The following is a 16,269-nucleotide window of genomic DNA, read 5'->3' as shown; positions in this document are numbered from 1 at the left end:
TTTCCTCCCCACAATTTCTTTTTAATCTTAGGAAACTCTTTAAACAAAAGTCTGGCGGAAACACCTTTTAATGCTTTAATCATACTAGGTATTGAATGCTGTGGTGTACAATCCACTAAGAGATGGATGTGATCGGAGTCGCTTTCAATTTCAGATATAGTGAAGTTGTTATCGGATGCAATCTGAATAAGAATTTCTTTTAGTCTTACGTCTAATTCTTCTACAAGAATCTGGTGTCGGTACTTTACACACCATACGATGTGGTACTGAATGGCATAGACGTAACCACGACCATGCTTAATTTCTGACATAAAATCACCTCTGACTACAGAATAGCATATGTCAGTGTTATTTTCCTATAGAAACCTTGACACTAAAAGGATTGTTGTAATAGTTACCTAAACATGTGTCGGATAGTTAACGTGGCATAAGCCACGCCCTATCCGAAGTTTTCTAACTCACGACTGAAGGCACGAGTTTGCGAAAACTTTTCATCAACAATCCTTGTATCATACAACAAGTTGTGGAGATTAGGCAAAATGACCTAAACGGCTTCCCATTTTATTGGGGGGACATTTGGGTTATTTTTATGGATATGCATAATGAGGAAGCTTTTCCCACAACCTATAAGGGATAAAATGGGAAAAAGGTGGATGATGATGGAAACAGTTATGCTTGCCCGCTCTTTATTTGGCTCATCAATGGCTTTTCACATAATATTTTCAACATTGGGTGTAGGGATTCCGATTCTTGTTATCCTTGCCGAAGTTTTGTTTCAAGTGACGAAAGATACGGACTATGCCGTCATGGCAAAACGCTGGACGCGCGGCTTTGCCATCTTGCTTGGCGTAGCGATTCCTTCAGGAACGATTGTTGGCGTTATGCTGGCACTGCTATGGCCCGGATTTATGCAATATGTAGGGGAAGTCATAGCTTTACCGTTTCAGGTTGAAATATGGGCGTTTTTTTTGGAGGCGCTTTTCATGTCCATCTATGTGTACGCCGCAGATCGGCTGAAACCGTGGATGCGTATCGTCAGTGTAAGCTTTGTCGCTTTGGGGGCATCTGCTTCGGCCGTGCTCATTACGAATGTCCACGCATGGATGAATACGCCGCGGGGTTTCAAGTTGGTTAATGGAGAAATCACCGACGTGCATCCTTGGGATGCGGTGATGAATCCCAGTTTTTTTATCACCTCGTTCCATGTGCTTAGTTCGGCCTATATGACAGGGGCCTTCGCAGTTGTATCGGTTGCAGCTTTCAAGCTGCTGCAGAGAGGGAAAAGCGATCAAGAACGAAGCTATCACGGCAAAAGCTTATTCCTAGCTATTTTACTGGGAGGAATCATGTCGGTCGTTACCGCTGCAGGCGGGCACGCGACTGCGCAAATGCTGCACCATTACCAGCCTGAAAAGCTTGCAGCTGCAGAGGGGCTATTTGAAACGAGAGCCTTCGCGCCGCTAGCCATAGGGGGCAGCGTGGATGAAGCTTCGCAGAGTCTTCATGGAGCGATCGAAATTCCTTGGGCACTCAGCTTTTTAGCCACCAACCATTTTGATGGTGTTGTTCGTGGGCTGAATGAGTTCCCACGGGATGAATGGCCGCCATTATTCATTCACACCTTGTTCAATGCTATGGTAGGAATTGGTCTATTACTTATTGTCTTGGCCTTCGGATCACTTATCTATCGGGTTCTGCTTAAACGGGGCTATCCGCGCTGGCTGCTTGCATTAATGGTAGCGTCCGGACCTCTTTCCATGATTGGTATTGAAACAGGTTGGGTATTCAGCTGCACGGGAAGACAACCATGGACCATCTATCATGTACAGCGAACAGCCGAGGCAGCTACGAAAGCGCAAGGATTGGGCGTTTTGTTTGTTTTGTTTCTATCTATCTACGCTATGCTTCTGGTGATTACCACGCTTGTGATGTGGTTCTACTTCAAGCGACATCCAGTTGTTCCTGACTTAGCCAGAAAGGAGATGTGAGTGTGTAATGTCAGATGTGACGTTAGCGATTACGATCCTATGGATGTTTATTTTTGTTTACTCCATTTTAGGCTCCATTGACTTCGGTTCTGGATATTGGGCACTCGTATTCGGCAAAGGAATGAACACCAAAGCGGGAGATATCGCGAATCGCTTTCTTTCGCCAACCTGGAAGGTGACGAATGTTTTTCTTGTACTGCTCGTTGTCGCTTTGGTTGGATTTTTTCCGAAGGCCACCTTTACACTGGGTACGCTGCTCGTTCTGCCGGTATGCTTGGCTCTAGTCCTTTTAACCATTCGGAGCACGTTCATGGTATATGCTTATTCGGTTCATCGCTTCAGCCGCATGCTAAGCATTGTGTCCGGCATTACAGGCTTGCTTATTCCGGCTTTACTGGTCAGTGTTCTCCCTATAACCTTGGGGGGATTCGTAACCATGGAGGCGGGGACGCCAGTACTAGCATTTGGTAAATTGCTGCAATCCCCAACGGAATACGCTCATCTCGGATTCGGCTTAGCGACAGAGCTGTTCTTATCTGCGCTGTTTCTGGCCGATTACGCGAGAGAAGCGCAGGACGAAATGACCTATCGCATTTACCGGCAGATGGTCATTATTCTGGGTCCACTAACCTTGGTTATGGCCGTTTTAACGACTGTAGCTATGACACCGGAGGCGCAGTGGATCGTGGCAAATTTCAAACAACAATGGCTTTGGTTTACACTATCTGCAGTTTCTTTTATTATCGGGTATATCGCCATGTGGATTCCCGGTAAGCATGACAAAGTCGGCTACCCGCGTATAGCCATGGTAGCCGTCATTTTACAATATGCGCTCGCAAGTTATGCCTATGGGGCTTCGCATCTGCCCTATATGCTGTATCCGTATCTTACGGTCGAACAAGGCTTTACGAATCATGCGATGTTCCGTTCTTTGCTCATCGGATATATCGTTAGCAGTGCGGTTCTAATCCCTGTGTTTATCTGGTTTTGGAAGCTGTTTTTGAAAGATAAGCGTTACTTGAACCCGGAGTCCGAGTAGTTCAAAGAAAGTGTTAGGGTGTGCCTTTGCTTACCCAAAAAGTAACGTTGTCACCTGTGAAGCCTTTGGTTCCCGCTTCTGGCGATTGTTTAATGACAATGCCGCTAGGCTGTTCGGCAGCTTCAATAATAAACTTGTAATGAAGCCCCATCGAAAGGGCTTTTTTTTCTGCTTCTTCTTGTGTTAAACCTGTAAGATCAGGTATCGCGAGCTCCACGAGTTTGTCCGCAGTTGTTGCACTTGGCGTTGCCTTGCTGGTTGGCACACTGGAGGGCGTCGTTGCAGCAACGGGTTTTGCTGTCGCGGAAGGGATAACCGTAGCTTTATGTTCAGCTTTGGAAGAAGGCCAGATCATCCAGACCCCAAGCGCGACGACAACTACGGCTCCAGCGCCTATCCCTATTTTTGTAAAAGGACGTTGTACGGGTGATTCATCCTCTGTTTCATTTTCATCAAGCAATAGGATGGCTTCTTCTCGTCGTGGAGCAGTAGAAGCAGATGCAGAAGCAGATGCAGAAGGCAGGCTTCGCAACCCGAAGATGAACGAAGAAATCGATGCTTGACCTTGACACATAAGCTTAATCAATTTGATTAGAGCTTCTTTTTGCTGCTGCGTAGCAGATGGAATGGTCATGCGTTCCAAGTGAGTGTGCATCACTTCAAATGGGCCGGGAATCACGCTGGTGCCGGTGAAAAGCTGAATCATTAACCGGCATAATCCTACAGATCCTTGGACCTGCTGATCGCCTTCTTCCCAATAATTAATAATGGAGAGCCGCCCGTTGTCGTCCAACCAGAGATTGTCAGTGGCTACTGAAAAGCCCGTAATCAATTCTTCCATGCCGTCTAACAGAGAAACGCCGAGATCGGCAATCATAGGAATGACACGATCATACGTCCAAACCTGATTATGAAGTTCTTGCGAAAATAGCTTGCCTGGCTTGGATTGCAAAATGATTGTAACGGCATGCTCATCGAAGGAAGTATCAAGTATATGATGAAAAGATTCATGATTGAAGGCTGCTTTGTGACTTAAAGTTCGGATGTAGTCCTCACCTGATTCACCGTCCGTAAGGTTTTTTGTATAAAGAATAACCGTGCGCGTTAAAAAAACATCTTCTCCGTATTGCATAGTTCCATGCTGGAAGGAGACGATCGGTGATTTGGGCATATATCTTGTTCCTATTTTATTATGCATCGTAGTTCCAACCTCTCCTGAAAGCATCAAATTCCAAGGAATTAACTCTATTATATATGATTCGTACACACATAGGAATTTAAAGGGTGAAAAATGAAAAGTCTATGATTCAAATGGCCCAAATGCTATGATAGTTTGATAGGGAAGTCATACCATTTGAACCATTTGAAGGGGGAAAAACAATGAAAAAAGTCGTTATTTTGGGCGGAGGCGTCGCTGGCTTAAGCGCCGCTCACGAATTAATTGTAAGAGGCTATGAAGTTGCCGTTTACGAATTCAAAGGAATTCCCGGTGGGAAAGCAAGAAGCATGCCGTTTGTGGGAAGTGGAACGGGTGGCCGGAAGGATCTTCCCGGCGAGCATGGTTTTCGGTTGTTTCCCCGCTTCTATCGTCATGTGATTGATACGCTGAAACGGATACCTTACGAGAATGGAACCGTGTATAATAATTTGACGGAAGTAACGAGGTTAGATATTGCTACATACACAGCACCGTTATTGCCCTTGCTTGCAAAAATTGAATTTAATCTAGAGAGTCTTCTAGTTGTCATTAAAGATATTTTCGATAGCCGACTCGGTTTGAGCCTTGAGGACCTTGAACAATATGCGAGAAAGCTGTGGCAAGTTATGACAAGCTGTGAGCAGCGTATTCAGGAGGAATACAACCTGATCGATTGGTGGAATTTCATTGAAGCTGACCAACAATCGGTTGCATTTCAAAAAATATTTGCCGGGTTCACCAAAACGCTCGTTGCCTGCCAATCCAAAATTGCTAACACACAAACGGTTGGCCCAGTCGCTGTGCAGATGACAATGGATATTACAACACCAGGGACCAGTTTCGTTCGTCTTCTGAACGGACCGACGAATGAGAAGTGGATCTACCCATGGCTGAGTTTTTTGCAGGACAAAGGGGTTGACTACCATTTGGGAGCGAAAGTCGAGAGTATCGACTGCGTAGATGGTCTTATTCGCGGTGCGAAAATAACGGAAGAAGGTCGCACCTTTGATGTGGAAGCCGATTATTACATAGCTGCATTTCCGGTTGAAGTGATGGGTAAGTTCGTTACTGATGCCATGCTGCAAGCAGATCCTTCACTAGCCGGCGTGCAAAGTCTGGTCGATTCCGTCGCATGGATGAATGGTATTCAATATTATTTGAAGGAAGATGTTCCCATTACCCATGGTCATGTCATTTATCTGGATGCTCCGTGGTCACTGACGTCAGTTTCGCAGAAACAGTTCTGGCCTGATGTTAATCTTAGTGAATATGGGGATGGAAGGGTAAAAGGCGTATTGTCTGTCGATATATCGGATTGGGAATCACCTGGTATTATATTCGGCAAAGCTGCTATGTATTGCACCGCCGAAGAAATTAGGGCTGAAGTGTGGGCACAAATGAAGCTGAGCTTGAATGTGGACGGTGAAGTCATTCTTGAGGATGATGTTTTACATTCTTGGTTTCTGGATACCGATATCCATTTCGATAATCCGGAGCATGCCAATACGAATATGGAGCCTTTACTCATTAATCGGGTAGGAACTTGGGAAAAAAGGCCGGAAGCATTCACAGCAATTCCTAATCTGTTCCTTGCATCGGACTATGTTCGAACCAATACGAACTTAGCGACGATGGAAGGAGCAAATGAAGCGGCGCGGCGCGCGGTTAATGCTATACTGAAACAGGATGGTTCGAAAGAAGAACCGTGTAAAATTTGGGACATGTACACATTCGAACTTGGAAAGTTTGATTGGCTGGCGGGTTATCGGCATCACGATGAGCGACGCTTTGCAAAAAATCTTCCTTGGGATGGCAAGTTTTTATAAAAAGAGGATTTTGCTGCACGTTACGACGAAGTGTTTATCCTTGGGAGGATTTTCATGTTCATTATTCCAGAATACGAGCTGATCAGGCAAATTTATCAAGGCGACAGAACGGTGCTCTATCGCGCTGCTCATCGTCAGACCTTGGAGAAAGTGATAGTCAAAACACTCCGTTCTGACTTTCCAATCCCGGCGGATATAGCCAGATTGAAGCGCGAGTATGAAATTGGTAAATTATTAGACATATCAGGTATTGTAAAGCCCCTCGCACTGTTTAAACACCAAAATGGCGTAGCGCTTGTCCTCGAAGATTTTGACGGCGAAACGCTCTCGGCTTATTTCCCTGTCTTTCGACAATCCTTACGCGCATTCTTGACAGCTGCCATTCAATTGACCAAAATTGTTGGGGAAATCCATCAACGTTATGTGATCCACAAAGATATCAAGCCGAGCAATATTATTATTAATCCTGAAAAACAGATCATGAAGCTGGCGGATTTCAGCATCTCTTCCTTTACACGCGAGCGTCAAGAGATGCTGGATCCCTTAATGCTTGAGGGAACCCTCAGCTATATGTCGCCAGAACAAACAGGACGGATGAATCGGATAATTGACTACCGTTCAGACTATTATTCCTTAGGGGTCACGTTCTACGAGATGCTTACAGGTCGCCTTCCCTTTCAAACGGAGGATCCGGTTGAGCTGATTCACTGTCACTTCGCGGTGACGCCTGTAGCGCCTGAAAGCTTACGTATGGGCATCCCGAAACCATTATCAGATATTGTCATGAAACTGCTTGCCAAAAATGCGGAAGACCGCTATCAAAGTACATATGGCATTACGCAAGATCTCGAACAATGCCTATTGATGAATGATACATCTGACGTCATAGAGCCTTTTACTGTGGGTCTTTACGATATGACGGACATGTTTCAAATTCCACAGGGATTGTATGGACGAGACAAGGAGATTGAGAAGCTGCTGCATGTTTATGAAAGAGCCGTACATGGCTCTCTGGAGGCTGTCTGGGTCACAGGAGAGTCCGGTTACGGCAAGTCATTTCTGATCGCCGAGACGATGAAGACGATTATGAAGGACAACGGTTGGTTCTTCTCCGGACGTTTCGAACCGAACAAACAGCATATTTCTTACTATGCGATATTTAGGGCATTGCGGCAATTAGTTCGACAACTGCTGACGGAAAATGATCAGCAAATCGAAGAGTATCGAGGGCGTCTGCTCAAGGTGCTTGGAACAAGCGGCAAAGTATTGACGGATCTTGTGCCTGAGCTGGAGTTGCTGATCGGTGAGCAGCCGAATGCGAAGCAGCTTCCTCCGCAAGAAACGCAAAATCGGCTTCACTTTTTGCTTCAGCAGTTTTTTATGGTTTTCTCGGTCAAAGACCGCCCCATCATTTTATTCCTGGATGATTTGCAATGGGCGGATGCGGCTTCTTTACAGTTCATTGACATACTGTTAAACGATTCACAGATGAAGCATTTTCTGTTCATCGGCTCTTATCGCAGCGAAATGGATGCTAATCGGCTCTCATCGACTCATGTGCAGTTGTTGGATAAGCTGCCGAGCCGCTTAGTTGCCGAATGCATCGTTCTTCAAGCGATTGAAATAGCAGATGTACAGCTGCTTGTCGCGGAATCATTGAAAGCAGATAAAGAACAGGTTATGGAACTGGCTCAATTGATTCTTCAAAAAACCGGAGGCAACCCTTTTTTCGTCAAACAATTTCTAACGGCTCTATATGAGCAAAATCTACTCATGTTTAGTTATGAGGAGAATCGTTGGGTCTGGAATATGACTGAAATTCAGAAGCTCCGAATTACAGATAATCTGATGTTCCTATTAGCGGAAAAGCTGCAGCGTATGCCTCCGAAAACGCAGGATTTGATGCGCTTGGCTGCATGTTTGGGCGCTTCCTTCGATCTGGAGGCGTTAGCCATTCTAGCACAAAAGTCCTTTACTGAGGGATTGCAGGAGCTGGAAATTTCTATTCAAACGGGCTTGATGATTCCTGTAGGCACAGACTATAAATTTTTTAACGATACCCAAGGGAATGCGGCTGCACGTGATATCCGATTCATGTTCGTTCATGACTCGATTCAAGAAGCCGTTTATGGCTCGATTGAGGAAAGTCAGCTGGCCGAAATGCATTTGAATATAGCGAAGAAGCTGCTGAAGGAGCTGCCTGAGGGTCAGGTGGAGCAGCGATTATTCGATATCGTGAATCATATGAATGTCGGTTCTGAGCTTTTGGTGGAACAGGAGGAATATATCCAGCTATTGGAGTTTAACCTTGCGGCGGGTCGAAAAGCCAAGTCTTCGAACGCGTACCGATCGGCTTTACAGTATTATAACAAAGCATTGAGTTTAACGAATTGCTTAGCAAGCGCTCAGCCGGAGGATATAAGCTTCACCATTCGTTTAGAGAAGTCAGAGGTGCTTTATTTGAATGGGCAGGCGGATGAAGCGGAAATGTCTTATGAGCAATTGCTGCTTGATGCGCGAACCGACGAAATTAAGCTGGAAATTTATAATTTACAGGTCATTTTATATACGAATGTAGGGAAGCAGCACAAAAGTGTAGAGGTTGGGCTGAAGGCGCTGGCTGAACAGGGCATTCGTATTCCGAAAGACCCAACAAGCATACAGATTTTCTTGGAATATATGAAATTAAAAGTAATGATCGGGCGTCGGAACACCTTACAGCTGTACGACCTGCCTATCATGGATAATGAATATCGCACGAAGTTAATGAATCTGATGATGAGTGTGGCTATCTCTGCTTATTTCACGAATACGAACTTATTCGTTCTCTTCATGTTCATTATGACCAAACACGCATTGAAATACGGGAATACACCTATTATGGCTTATGTTTATGGGTCCTACGGTTTGATTCTCGGTTCCGGCTTTGGTGACTATCAAAGGGGTTATTTATACGGTCAGCTTGGCGAGCGTCTGAATGAAAGATTTCAATCGCATCAATTTCGCAGCAAAAGCCATTTTTCCTTCGGACTATTTGTCAGCAGCTGGGTAAAACCTTTTAGCGTATGTTTAGACCATCTCAAAAATTCGTTTCGCAGCGGAATTGAGGACGGGGATTTAGTTTTCGCCGGTTATGCGCTCACCTATCAAGTACTTGTAAAGGATTTCCAAGGAATAGCTCTGACGGAAGTAAAAGAAGACCTTAATAACCATTATCGGATTTTGGAGCAAACGAATCATCACGATACCCTGCTTATGCTAGAAATGCTCCGCATGGTTATTCTTAATTTAGAAGGGCACTCAAGCAATCCGTTATTAATAGGCGAGAATGCGGAAGAGGAAGACCAGTTCGTACAGAAGCTGGAGGTTCATCCGAATCAGGTCATTTTACATGAGTATTCGGTCAAAAAAATGATGCTGTTTTACTTGTTCGGTCAATATGCGGAAGCGTTGCAGACAGGTAAGGATTCGGAATCTATGCAAACCGTTTCTTTTGGATTATTTCATATCCCTGAGCATTATTTCTATTACACGCTATCGATCATCATGATGTATAAAGAAGCGGACATGTATGCACAGAAGATGTTTGCCAAGCAAGTCGCCAAGATGCAGGCAAAGATGGATAAATGGGCCAAGCATTGTCCTGAAAACTTCTTGCATCTCAGCTTATTGATGCGAGCAGAGTGGAATCGTGTGACAGATCATTTCCAAAAAGCGGAGCAAGAGTACGAAGCTTCGATTCGGCAAGCTCGCGAGCAAGGTTTTATTCAACATGAAGCGTTAGCCTGTGAGCTGGCGGCTAAAATGTACCGCGATGCCGGACGAGAGAAAATTGCAAAAACCTATTTCATAGACGCTTATTATGGGTATTTAAGCTGGGGTGCTAAGGCAAAAGCCGATGAATTAAAGCTGCGTTACCCCAGCTATCTGAACTCACTTAAGGAATCCCAGGACTGGGGTACAACGAAAATTAGCGATTATTCTCTACAGGCGCTTGATTTTATGACAATTATGAATACTTCCCGATCCCTTTCAAGTGAAGTCAATCTGGAGCAGCTTATTAAGCGGCTCATGGAAATCGTAACTTTTTCTTCCGGAGCAGAAAGAAGCATTCTGGTCTTAAAAGAGCGGGATAGTCTTTTTGTTGAGGCTGAAATGCTATCACTGGAAGGTAAAGATTCCAGTACCGTAAGTTCGGTTGCTTTTGAAACACGAGATGATCTGCCTGTCGCGATCATTCAATTCGTTGCGAGAACGAAGGAAGGTGTAGTGCTTGATGATGCAGCGAACAAAGGTTTATTCATGCATGATCCTTATGTTCGGAAGAGCGAAAGCAAATCTATTTTCTGTGAGCCCATTCTTCATCAAGGTAATTTGGTAGGCGTTTTCTTTCTCGAAAATAACTTGATTCGCAACGCATTTACGTCGGATCGTTTGGATATTATTAAACTGATATCCGCACAAGCGGCCATTTCGATTGAAAATGCCAGATTATACAATGATTTAGAGTCCAAGGTTAGAGAGCGAACGAATGAACTTACTTTAATGGAAACGTCTCGCAGAGAATTGTTGTCTAATATTTCCCATGATTTGGGAACTCCGCTCACATCGATTCAAGGCTATGTGGAAGCGATTTTGGATGGTGTCATACAAGAGCCGGAGGAGCAGCGAAAATACTTGTCCGTTGTGCATATGCGGATTGTTGGTATTCAGCGGTTGATTACCGATCTCTATCAGTTAAGTCGCCTGGAAACGAAGCAATTTCACTTTCAGTTGGTCCCGACTGCGTGCGGTACGATGGTACGACAGCTTTTTGCTAAGTATGAATTGGACACTGCGAATGCGGGAATTAAATATACACTCCATATGACACCAATGGTAGGCGAGGATTTATTGCTTACTGTTGATCCTGATCGAATCGAGCAGGTATATGCGAATATTTTGTACAATGCGATAAAATTCTCCGCAAGAGGTGGACTCATTGATGTTCGTGCAGAAATTAGGGGAGAGCCGAGCGAGTTAATTATTCGGGTTACAGATACAGGTGTTGGAATCGGTGAAGAGGATCTCCCACACATCTTTGAACGATTTTTCAAGGTATCCAAGTCTCGCAGTACCACTGGGGGAAGCGGACTTGGGTTAGCCATAGCCAAAGAGATTGTGCAATATCATGGCGGACAGATTTGGGCGGAAAGCCGATTAGGTCAAGGCTGCAGTATTTCATTCTCACTCCCAGTGCATAAGATTTAAGTGTATAATGAATAGGATTGATAAAGAGAATAGGTAATAGGAGAGAGAAACCAGATGACGACACAAACATTATCACCCCTTGTTGAAGCACTAGGTTTACAACCGCATCGTGAGGGTGGGTGGTACAAGGAGCTTTGGAAAGCATCCTTCGAAATCCCAAAGGAAATACTAAGTGAAGCTTACTCAGGCTCGCGTTATGCAGCTTCATCGATCTATTTTGTCCTTCATCCGGGTGAATTTTCAGAGTGGCACACAGTTTTATCCGATGAACTATGGCTCTGGCATTCCGGCAGTCCACTGCTGCTTACGCTCGGAGGTTCAGGAGATCAACCGGGGGCGACACAAGAAATTATTCTTGGTCCCGATGTGATGAATGGGCAGCAGCCGCAAGCACTTGTCCCAGCGAAGTATGGCAATCGGCCAAGCCCCTTGGCAATGAGCCTGTTTTCGTCTCTTGCGTGGTTGCGCCAGGATTTCATTACGATGACTTTAGGCTTATTGCGAAGTAAGTAAAAAAGTAAATACCGTGTACTGCACATGAATGCTCGTGTGGTAGACGGTTTTTTTAATTGTAGATGGGATCACATACTACGTATCCGAAGGAGAACGCCATGTGCCGAAATATTAAAACACTCTATAACTTTGATCCGCCTGCGACCAATGAGGAGATTCAGGCAGCCTCTCTTCAGTTCGTGAGAAAGCTCACAGGCTTTAATCAGCCATCGAAGGCGAACGAGGAAGCCTTTCAACGCGCCATCAAAGAGGTGTCTGAGGCAGCCCGTGAGCTGCTGGATTCGTTGGTCACCCAAGCTGAGCCCCGTAATCGGGAGGCCGAAATAGAACGGGCTCGCATCAAAGCGGTGAAAAGGTTCGGAGTTGGAACTAAGTAAGTACAGAACTGAGAAAGGACAATACTAAGTTCGAATCGTCACATACGTATGAATGGGAACTAGCGCTGCTAGCTCAAGGACGTCTTCATTATGCATGCGTATGCAGCCGTGCGAGGTCTGTTTACCAACCGATGAGGGATCGTTCGTTCCATGAATGCCATAGTGGGGTTTGCTTAAGCCCATCCAAAAGGCACCGTATGGACCACCTGGATTAGCTTGTTTATTTATGATGAAATAGGTTCCTGTAGGCGTCCTAGTTACCATTTTACCAATACCTACCGGAAATCCACGAATAACGCGATTGACATCCAACAAATACAGCTGAAAGTGCGAAAGATCAACAATAATGCGGTATTTCGGCATAGCTGCATCACCTCGGATTAGCTTATGTTTGAGTGGAGGTGCTTGTGTCTATGTTCGCGAGATATGCTATAATGCATAAAGAATTCAGTCATCAAAGGAGACACTACTATGCAAACTTTATTAAAGTATAGCCCGAACCGTATAGGATTCGGTGAAGGCCAAAAAGAGCAGTTGCGGCACGAAGTGGGCACCCGAACATATCGGGTATTGCTTGTACACGGAGAATGAAATACTATTTATTCGTCTTAGCCGGTGCATGCAGCTTTGGTTTGTTATCTACATTTGTTAAGAAAGCCTATGAATCGGGCTTCCATGTTGGCGAAGTTGTGGGCAGTCAGAATGTATTCGGTGTGCTGATGATGTGGATATTGGTCCTCGTTACCGCTAAATCCGCCAGAAAAAGTGCAGAACCGAACCAATACCGCGTTCGGCCGAAGCAAGCATTATCGCTAATGGCTGTGGGCACGACCTCAGGTTTAACAGGAATGCTCTATTACGCGGCTTTACAGTATATCTCAGCTTCATTTGCCATTATTTTATTGTTCCAGTTTACATGGATGGGCATATTGATTGAAGCCATAGCGGAACGCAAGCGCCCAGGGAAAGAAAAACTGCTATCGCTTGTCATTTTATTCGCTGGAATTATCATGGCAAGCGGATATTTAGGCAGATCCCATGAAGCAACATCTTGGATTGGTGTTACGCTTGGCTTGCTTGCTGCCGTTACCTACGCCTTATTTATTGCATTTAGCGGCAAAGTGGCGAACCAAATTGCTCCGATTACACGCAGTGCAGTTATGCAATCTGGCTCTCTTATTTTGGTCATGCTCGTCTTTCCTCCCTACTTTTTATTCAATGGGGCGCTGCACGAGTCACTGCTTCCTTGGGCGCTCTTACTCGCTTTCTTTGGCGTGGTCATTCCTCCACTTTTTTATGCCATTGGAGTGCCGCGGGTAGGTGGAGGCATGGCAACCATTCTCAGTGCAGCTGAATTGCCGACAGCGGTCGTTATGTCTTTTATTGTGCTGCACGAGACTGTTAATGGTTTGCAATGGTTTGGTGTTATCGTGACGATGTTTGGCATCGCTCTTCCCGAGTTGATGAAGTACAGAAGAAATAATGCTTAACAGGTGGATTCTACAGCATTGAGCTGTAGGGTCCATTTTTTTCTTGTTTATCACTAGCCTTGATAACTGGCTTATCCTCTTTTTCATATCGACAGGAAGCCCGTTGTATGGGATTATGAATGGAAACGAGTTAGAAAGTAGGGGAATGGGGATGGACGGTTTTAAAAGGCCGGTTGCCATGGTGACAGGTGCTTCCAGTGGTTTTGGTTTATTAACGTCCATAGCCTTGGCCAAAAAGGGGTATCAAGTCGTTGCAACCATGCGTAATTTAAGCAATAGCGGGCACTTGCTTGAGATAGCCGAACGGGAAGGCGTTAAAACAGCGATTGAGACAATAACCGTAGATGTAACCGTGCATGAGTCGATCGAACAAGCTGTTGCTCATAGTATCCGTAAATATGGTACAATAGATGTTCTGATAAACAATGCGGGTTTCGCGGTCGGTGGCTATGTGGAGGATGTACCGATGGAGGCATGGCGATCACAGTTGGAGACAAATGTATTCGGTGTCATTGCCGCAACGAAGGCTGTTCTGCCATATATGAGAGCGCAAGCATCGGGCTGCATCATCAATGTAAGCAGCGTCAGCGGCTTGTCTGCTTTTCCAGGATATGGCCCATACAGCACATCGAAATTTGCGATCGAGGGATTCAGCGAATCGCTTCGACTGGAGATGAAGCCTTTCGGCGTCCGTGTCATTCTCGTAGAGCCAGGCGCTTATAAGACGGACATATGGCGCAAAGGTTTCGATGCTATTCACACCACCGAGGCTTCCCCCTACTGGAACAAATTGAACAAAATGCTTGGCTATTCCAGAAAAGCCGCGACTTCGGCACCGGATCCCCAAGAAGTTGCGGACAAGATTGTACAGGTTGTGGAAAAAAGGTCACCAAATCTTCGTTACGCATTAGGACGTGGTGTAAAGGTAGGATTGTGGATCAGAATGCTGCTGCCATGGAAGTGGTACGAGGGTTTGCTGCAACGTTTAATGAAATGAAGTCGAGGAACAAGTACAAACATAGGAGTGAACGAGATGTCACGCAAGTGGGAAAGAATGGTCAGTAAAACAGTAAGAAAATAAATAAAGATCGGTCAAAAAAAGGGATTCCTCCTATATCTGACCCTGATAGAGCGCAGGTTTTTAAAGGGCGCAGCATCCTGCTTTCCCTCTTCTTTATTTTCATAGCTGTCTTTTTGCTAGTGACCTTAACGAAAACAACGGGAGACACCATGTACTGGTATACAACCGGCAGTTATTTGTTAGTTGGATTGTTTATTTATTTCATTCGTCGTCCTTATCTAAAGGTCAGTAAGACGAACTTATCAAAGAGAGGCTTTGCTAAAGAGCTGATCTTGAATCCGGATTCCATTAAGGAAATCATTTACTCTTCAGGACAAGTGGTTATCGAAGTGAAGGGAAGTTCAAAATGGGTTTACTCTAAAACACTGCAACGGTTTGATGTGGCAGCACTCGCAGGCAGATTAAAGAAGTTCGCTGAACAAAATCAAGTTGTCTTCGTGGATAAAACGATCTAATTTCAGTTTTGCCTGATGAGCCCAATGCCTATTGGGCTTTTTTGCTGCGGTTTTGAGACCTAAGAGGGCGTGGCGTTTGTGTGGCTGCGTGTTAGCGGGCAACCGTATAAGAGTGGTGACCACGTATTTCTGTTTCTGAATGAAAGAGGGGGAGATAATCTAGATGAAACTTTCCCGCCATGATTTGGATATGGCTGTAAGGCCGAAAATCATGCTTATATGTGTCTGAGAGTAGATGAGAGGCTCTGTAAGTACGGAAAACAGCGTTACAGATGATGAAGTGGAGAAAAGGGGCAGTAAAAGGAAACTGTAAGGCCGAAAATCATGCTTATAAGTGTCTGAGAGCAGATGAGAGGCTCTGTAAGCACGGAAAACAGCGTTATAGATGATGAAGTGGAGAAAGGTGGCAGTAAAAGGAAGCTGTAAGGCCGAAAATCATGTTTATAATCGGCCGTGATCAGATGAGCTGTTCTGTAAGCACGAAAACAACTTTACAGATTGAAATGTAGAAGGCAGCAATCGGTAGTAGTCGTTGAGGAAATTGAGCAGTAATTAGGCTTGCCTATGGTTCTTACGACGGAAGCACATCGGACATGTCAGCAAAATTTTTAGAAGGTGATGAACCATCTTTTGCCTGGTAGACGGTAGACACACAATCAAGCCGTGAGAGGGCATCCATGAAGGGACACTCGCGGCTGTCCCCCCCTCGATTCATCCCATTAATCGTAAGAATCTTCATCTTCTCTTAGCGTCTTTTCAATGATGAGCTCGGCTTCTGTTTCAAAATTCAAATACAGCGGCGCTGGGAGTACGTTAACAATTTCTTGAATCATGGTCAGCTTTAAAAATTCATCTAAATTACGCGGCTGCTTATCTAGGCCAAGAAACCATTCGCGTAAAGCATCGATAAACAGATAAAAAGAGGACTGGAATTGATCGGCATGGGGTTCTGCTTCTTCCATTTGTGATCCTGCCATGGATCTCCAGTTATGGAGTGTGATCTCTAGTGCTTGCTTTACTTTTGCATCCATAGGATGACCTCCTAGTTGAGA

The 16,269-nt window shown here is 45.0% G+C and carries 12 protein-coding genes and 2 pseudogenes; 10 read left to right on the top strand and 4 right to left on the bottom strand.

Annotated elements, in window-relative coordinates; genetic code table 11:
* Positions 1–311 (bottom strand): IS200/IS605 family transposase (tnpA, locus tag FU659_RS27815; RefSeq protein ID WP_147948393.1); only part of this gene is annotated, 311 nt, incomplete at its 3' end.
* Between the two features lie 348 nt (positions 312–659).
* Here tnpA and FU659_RS27810 point away from each other — a divergent pair.
* Positions 660–1,988, top strand: a complete 1,329-nt coding sequence (locus FU659_RS27810) for a cytochrome ubiquinol oxidase subunit I (protein WP_147950549.1) — start codon at positions 660–662, stop codon at positions 1,986–1,988.
* Positions 1,989–1,995: 7 nt separating this feature from the next.
* Positions 1,996–3,027, top strand: coding sequence for a cytochrome d ubiquinol oxidase subunit II (locus tag FU659_RS27805; RefSeq protein ID WP_147950548.1), 1,032 nt, complete (start codon positions 1,996–1,998; stop codon positions 3,025–3,027).
* Between the two features lie 13 nt (positions 3,028–3,040).
* Here the strand turns inward: FU659_RS27805 and FU659_RS27800 are convergent, their stop codons facing one another.
* Positions 3,041–4,225: a PASTA domain-containing protein gene (locus tag FU659_RS27800; protein ID WP_187274447.1), complete on the bottom strand. Its 1,185-nt coding sequence runs from the start codon at positions 4,223–4,225 to the stop codon at positions 3,041–3,043.
* 182 nt (positions 4,226–4,407) lie between these two features.
* On the opposite strand from FU659_RS27800, the gene FU659_RS27795 reads away from it, so the two are divergent.
* From FU659_RS27795 to FU659_RS27780, 5 genes and pseudogenes are all read left to right on the top strand, one after another.
* Positions 4,408–6,051: a hydroxysqualene dehydroxylase gene (locus FU659_RS27795; protein ID WP_147950546.1), complete on the top strand. Its 1,644-nt coding sequence runs from the start codon at positions 4,408–4,410 to the stop codon at positions 6,049–6,051.
* Positions 6,052–6,105: 54 nt separating this feature from the next.
* Positions 6,106–10,794 (top strand): annotated as a pseudogene (locus FU659_RS27790) (AAA family ATPase); the annotation flags it as partial.
* A 54-nt stretch (positions 10,795–10,848) separates the two neighbouring features.
* Entirely contained in the window at positions 10,849–11,301 is a 453-nt protein-coding gene (locus FU659_RS39380) for a sensor histidine kinase (RefSeq protein WP_483874516.1), read from the top strand.
* Between the two features lie 54 nt (positions 11,302–11,355).
* Positions 11,356–11,810: pseudogene (locus tag FU659_RS27785) on the top strand (cupin domain-containing protein).
* A 102-nt stretch (positions 11,811–11,912) separates the two neighbouring features.
* The gene (locus FU659_RS27780; protein ID WP_147950544.1) at positions 11,913–12,191 is read left to right on the top strand and encodes a DUF2277 domain-containing protein; all 279 of its coding nucleotides are present in this window, start codon (positions 11,913–11,915) and stop codon (positions 12,189–12,191) included.
* Between the two features lie 24 nt (positions 12,192–12,215).
* Here FU659_RS27780 and FU659_RS27775 read toward each other — a convergent pair whose 3' ends face one another.
* Positions 12,216–12,554 carry a L,D-transpeptidase gene (locus FU659_RS27775; protein WP_147950543.1) on the bottom strand — a complete coding sequence of 113 codons (339 nt, stop codon included), beginning with the start codon at positions 12,552–12,554 and terminating at the stop codon, positions 12,216–12,218.
* Positions 12,555–12,778: 224 nt separating this feature from the next.
* Between FU659_RS27775 and FU659_RS27770 the strand changes: the two genes are divergently transcribed.
* From FU659_RS27770 to FU659_RS27760, 3 genes are all read left to right on the top strand, one after another.
* Positions 12,779–13,681 carry an EamA family transporter gene (locus FU659_RS27770; protein WP_147950542.1) on the top strand — a complete coding sequence of 301 codons (903 nt, stop codon included), beginning with the start codon at positions 12,779–12,781 and terminating at the stop codon, positions 13,679–13,681.
* A gap of 151 nt (positions 13,682–13,832) precedes the next feature.
* Complete coding sequence (locus FU659_RS27765) at positions 13,833–14,678, top strand: SDR family oxidoreductase (protein ID WP_261808098.1); 846 nt, start codon at positions 13,833–13,835, stop codon at positions 14,676–14,678.
* Positions 14,679–14,911: 233 nt separating this feature from the next.
* Positions 14,912–15,217, top strand: a complete 306-nt coding sequence (locus FU659_RS27760; protein WP_147950540.1) for a hypothetical protein — start codon at positions 14,912–14,914, stop codon at positions 15,215–15,217.
* A gap of 719 nt (positions 15,218–15,936) precedes the next feature.
* Here the strand turns inward: FU659_RS27760 and FU659_RS27755 are convergent.
* Entirely contained in the window at positions 15,937–16,248 is a 312-nt protein-coding gene (locus FU659_RS27755) for a hypothetical protein (RefSeq protein WP_147950539.1), read from the bottom strand.
* Between the last annotated feature and the right edge of the window lie 21 nt (positions 16,249–16,269).

This window comes from Paenibacillus sp. N3.4, from assembly GCF_008017805.1.
Lineage (GTDB): Bacteria > Bacillota > Bacilli > Paenibacillales > NBRC-103111 > Paenibacillus_E.
The sequence above is the reverse complement of the archived record's forward strand: the minus strand, read 5'-3'. Positions and strand labels throughout refer to the sequence as shown.

Coding starts and splice junctions, on each gene's coding strand:
- FU659_RS27810 (WP_147950549.1), top strand. CDS start 660: ATGGAAACAGTTATGCTTGCCCGCTCTTTATTTGGCTCATCAATGGCT.
- FU659_RS39380 (WP_483874516.1), top strand. CDS start 10,849: ATGGTACGACAGCTTTTTGCTAAGTATGAATTGGACACTGCGAATGCG.
- FU659_RS27765 (WP_261808098.1), top strand. CDS start 13,833: ATGGACGGTTTTAAAAGGCCGGTTGCCATGGTGACAGGTGCTTCCAGT.
- FU659_RS27780 (WP_147950544.1), top strand. CDS start 11,913: ATGTGCCGAAATATTAAAACACTCTATAACTTTGATCCGCCTGCGACC.
- FU659_RS27760 (WP_147950540.1), top strand. CDS start 14,912: ATGTACTGGTATACAACCGGCAGTTATTTGTTAGTTGGATTGTTTATT.
- FU659_RS27795 (WP_147950546.1), top strand. CDS start 4,408: ATGAAAAAAGTCGTTATTTTGGGCGGAGGCGTCGCTGGCTTAAGCGCC.
- FU659_RS27805 (WP_147950548.1), top strand. CDS start 1,996: ATGTCAGATGTGACGTTAGCGATTACGATCCTATGGATGTTTATTTTT.
- FU659_RS27770 (WP_147950542.1), top strand. CDS start 12,779: ATGAAATACTATTTATTCGTCTTAGCCGGTGCATGCAGCTTTGGTTTG.
- FU659_RS27775 (WP_147950543.1), bottom strand. CDS start 12,554: ATGCCGAAATACCGCATTATTGTTGATCTTTCGCACTTTCAGCTGTAT.
- FU659_RS27800 (WP_187274447.1), bottom strand. CDS start 4,225: ATGCATAATAAAATAGGAACAAGATATATGCCCAAATCACCGATCGTC.
- FU659_RS27755 (WP_147950539.1), bottom strand. CDS start 16,248: ATGGATGCAAAAGTAAAGCAAGCACTAGAGATCACACTCCATAACTGG.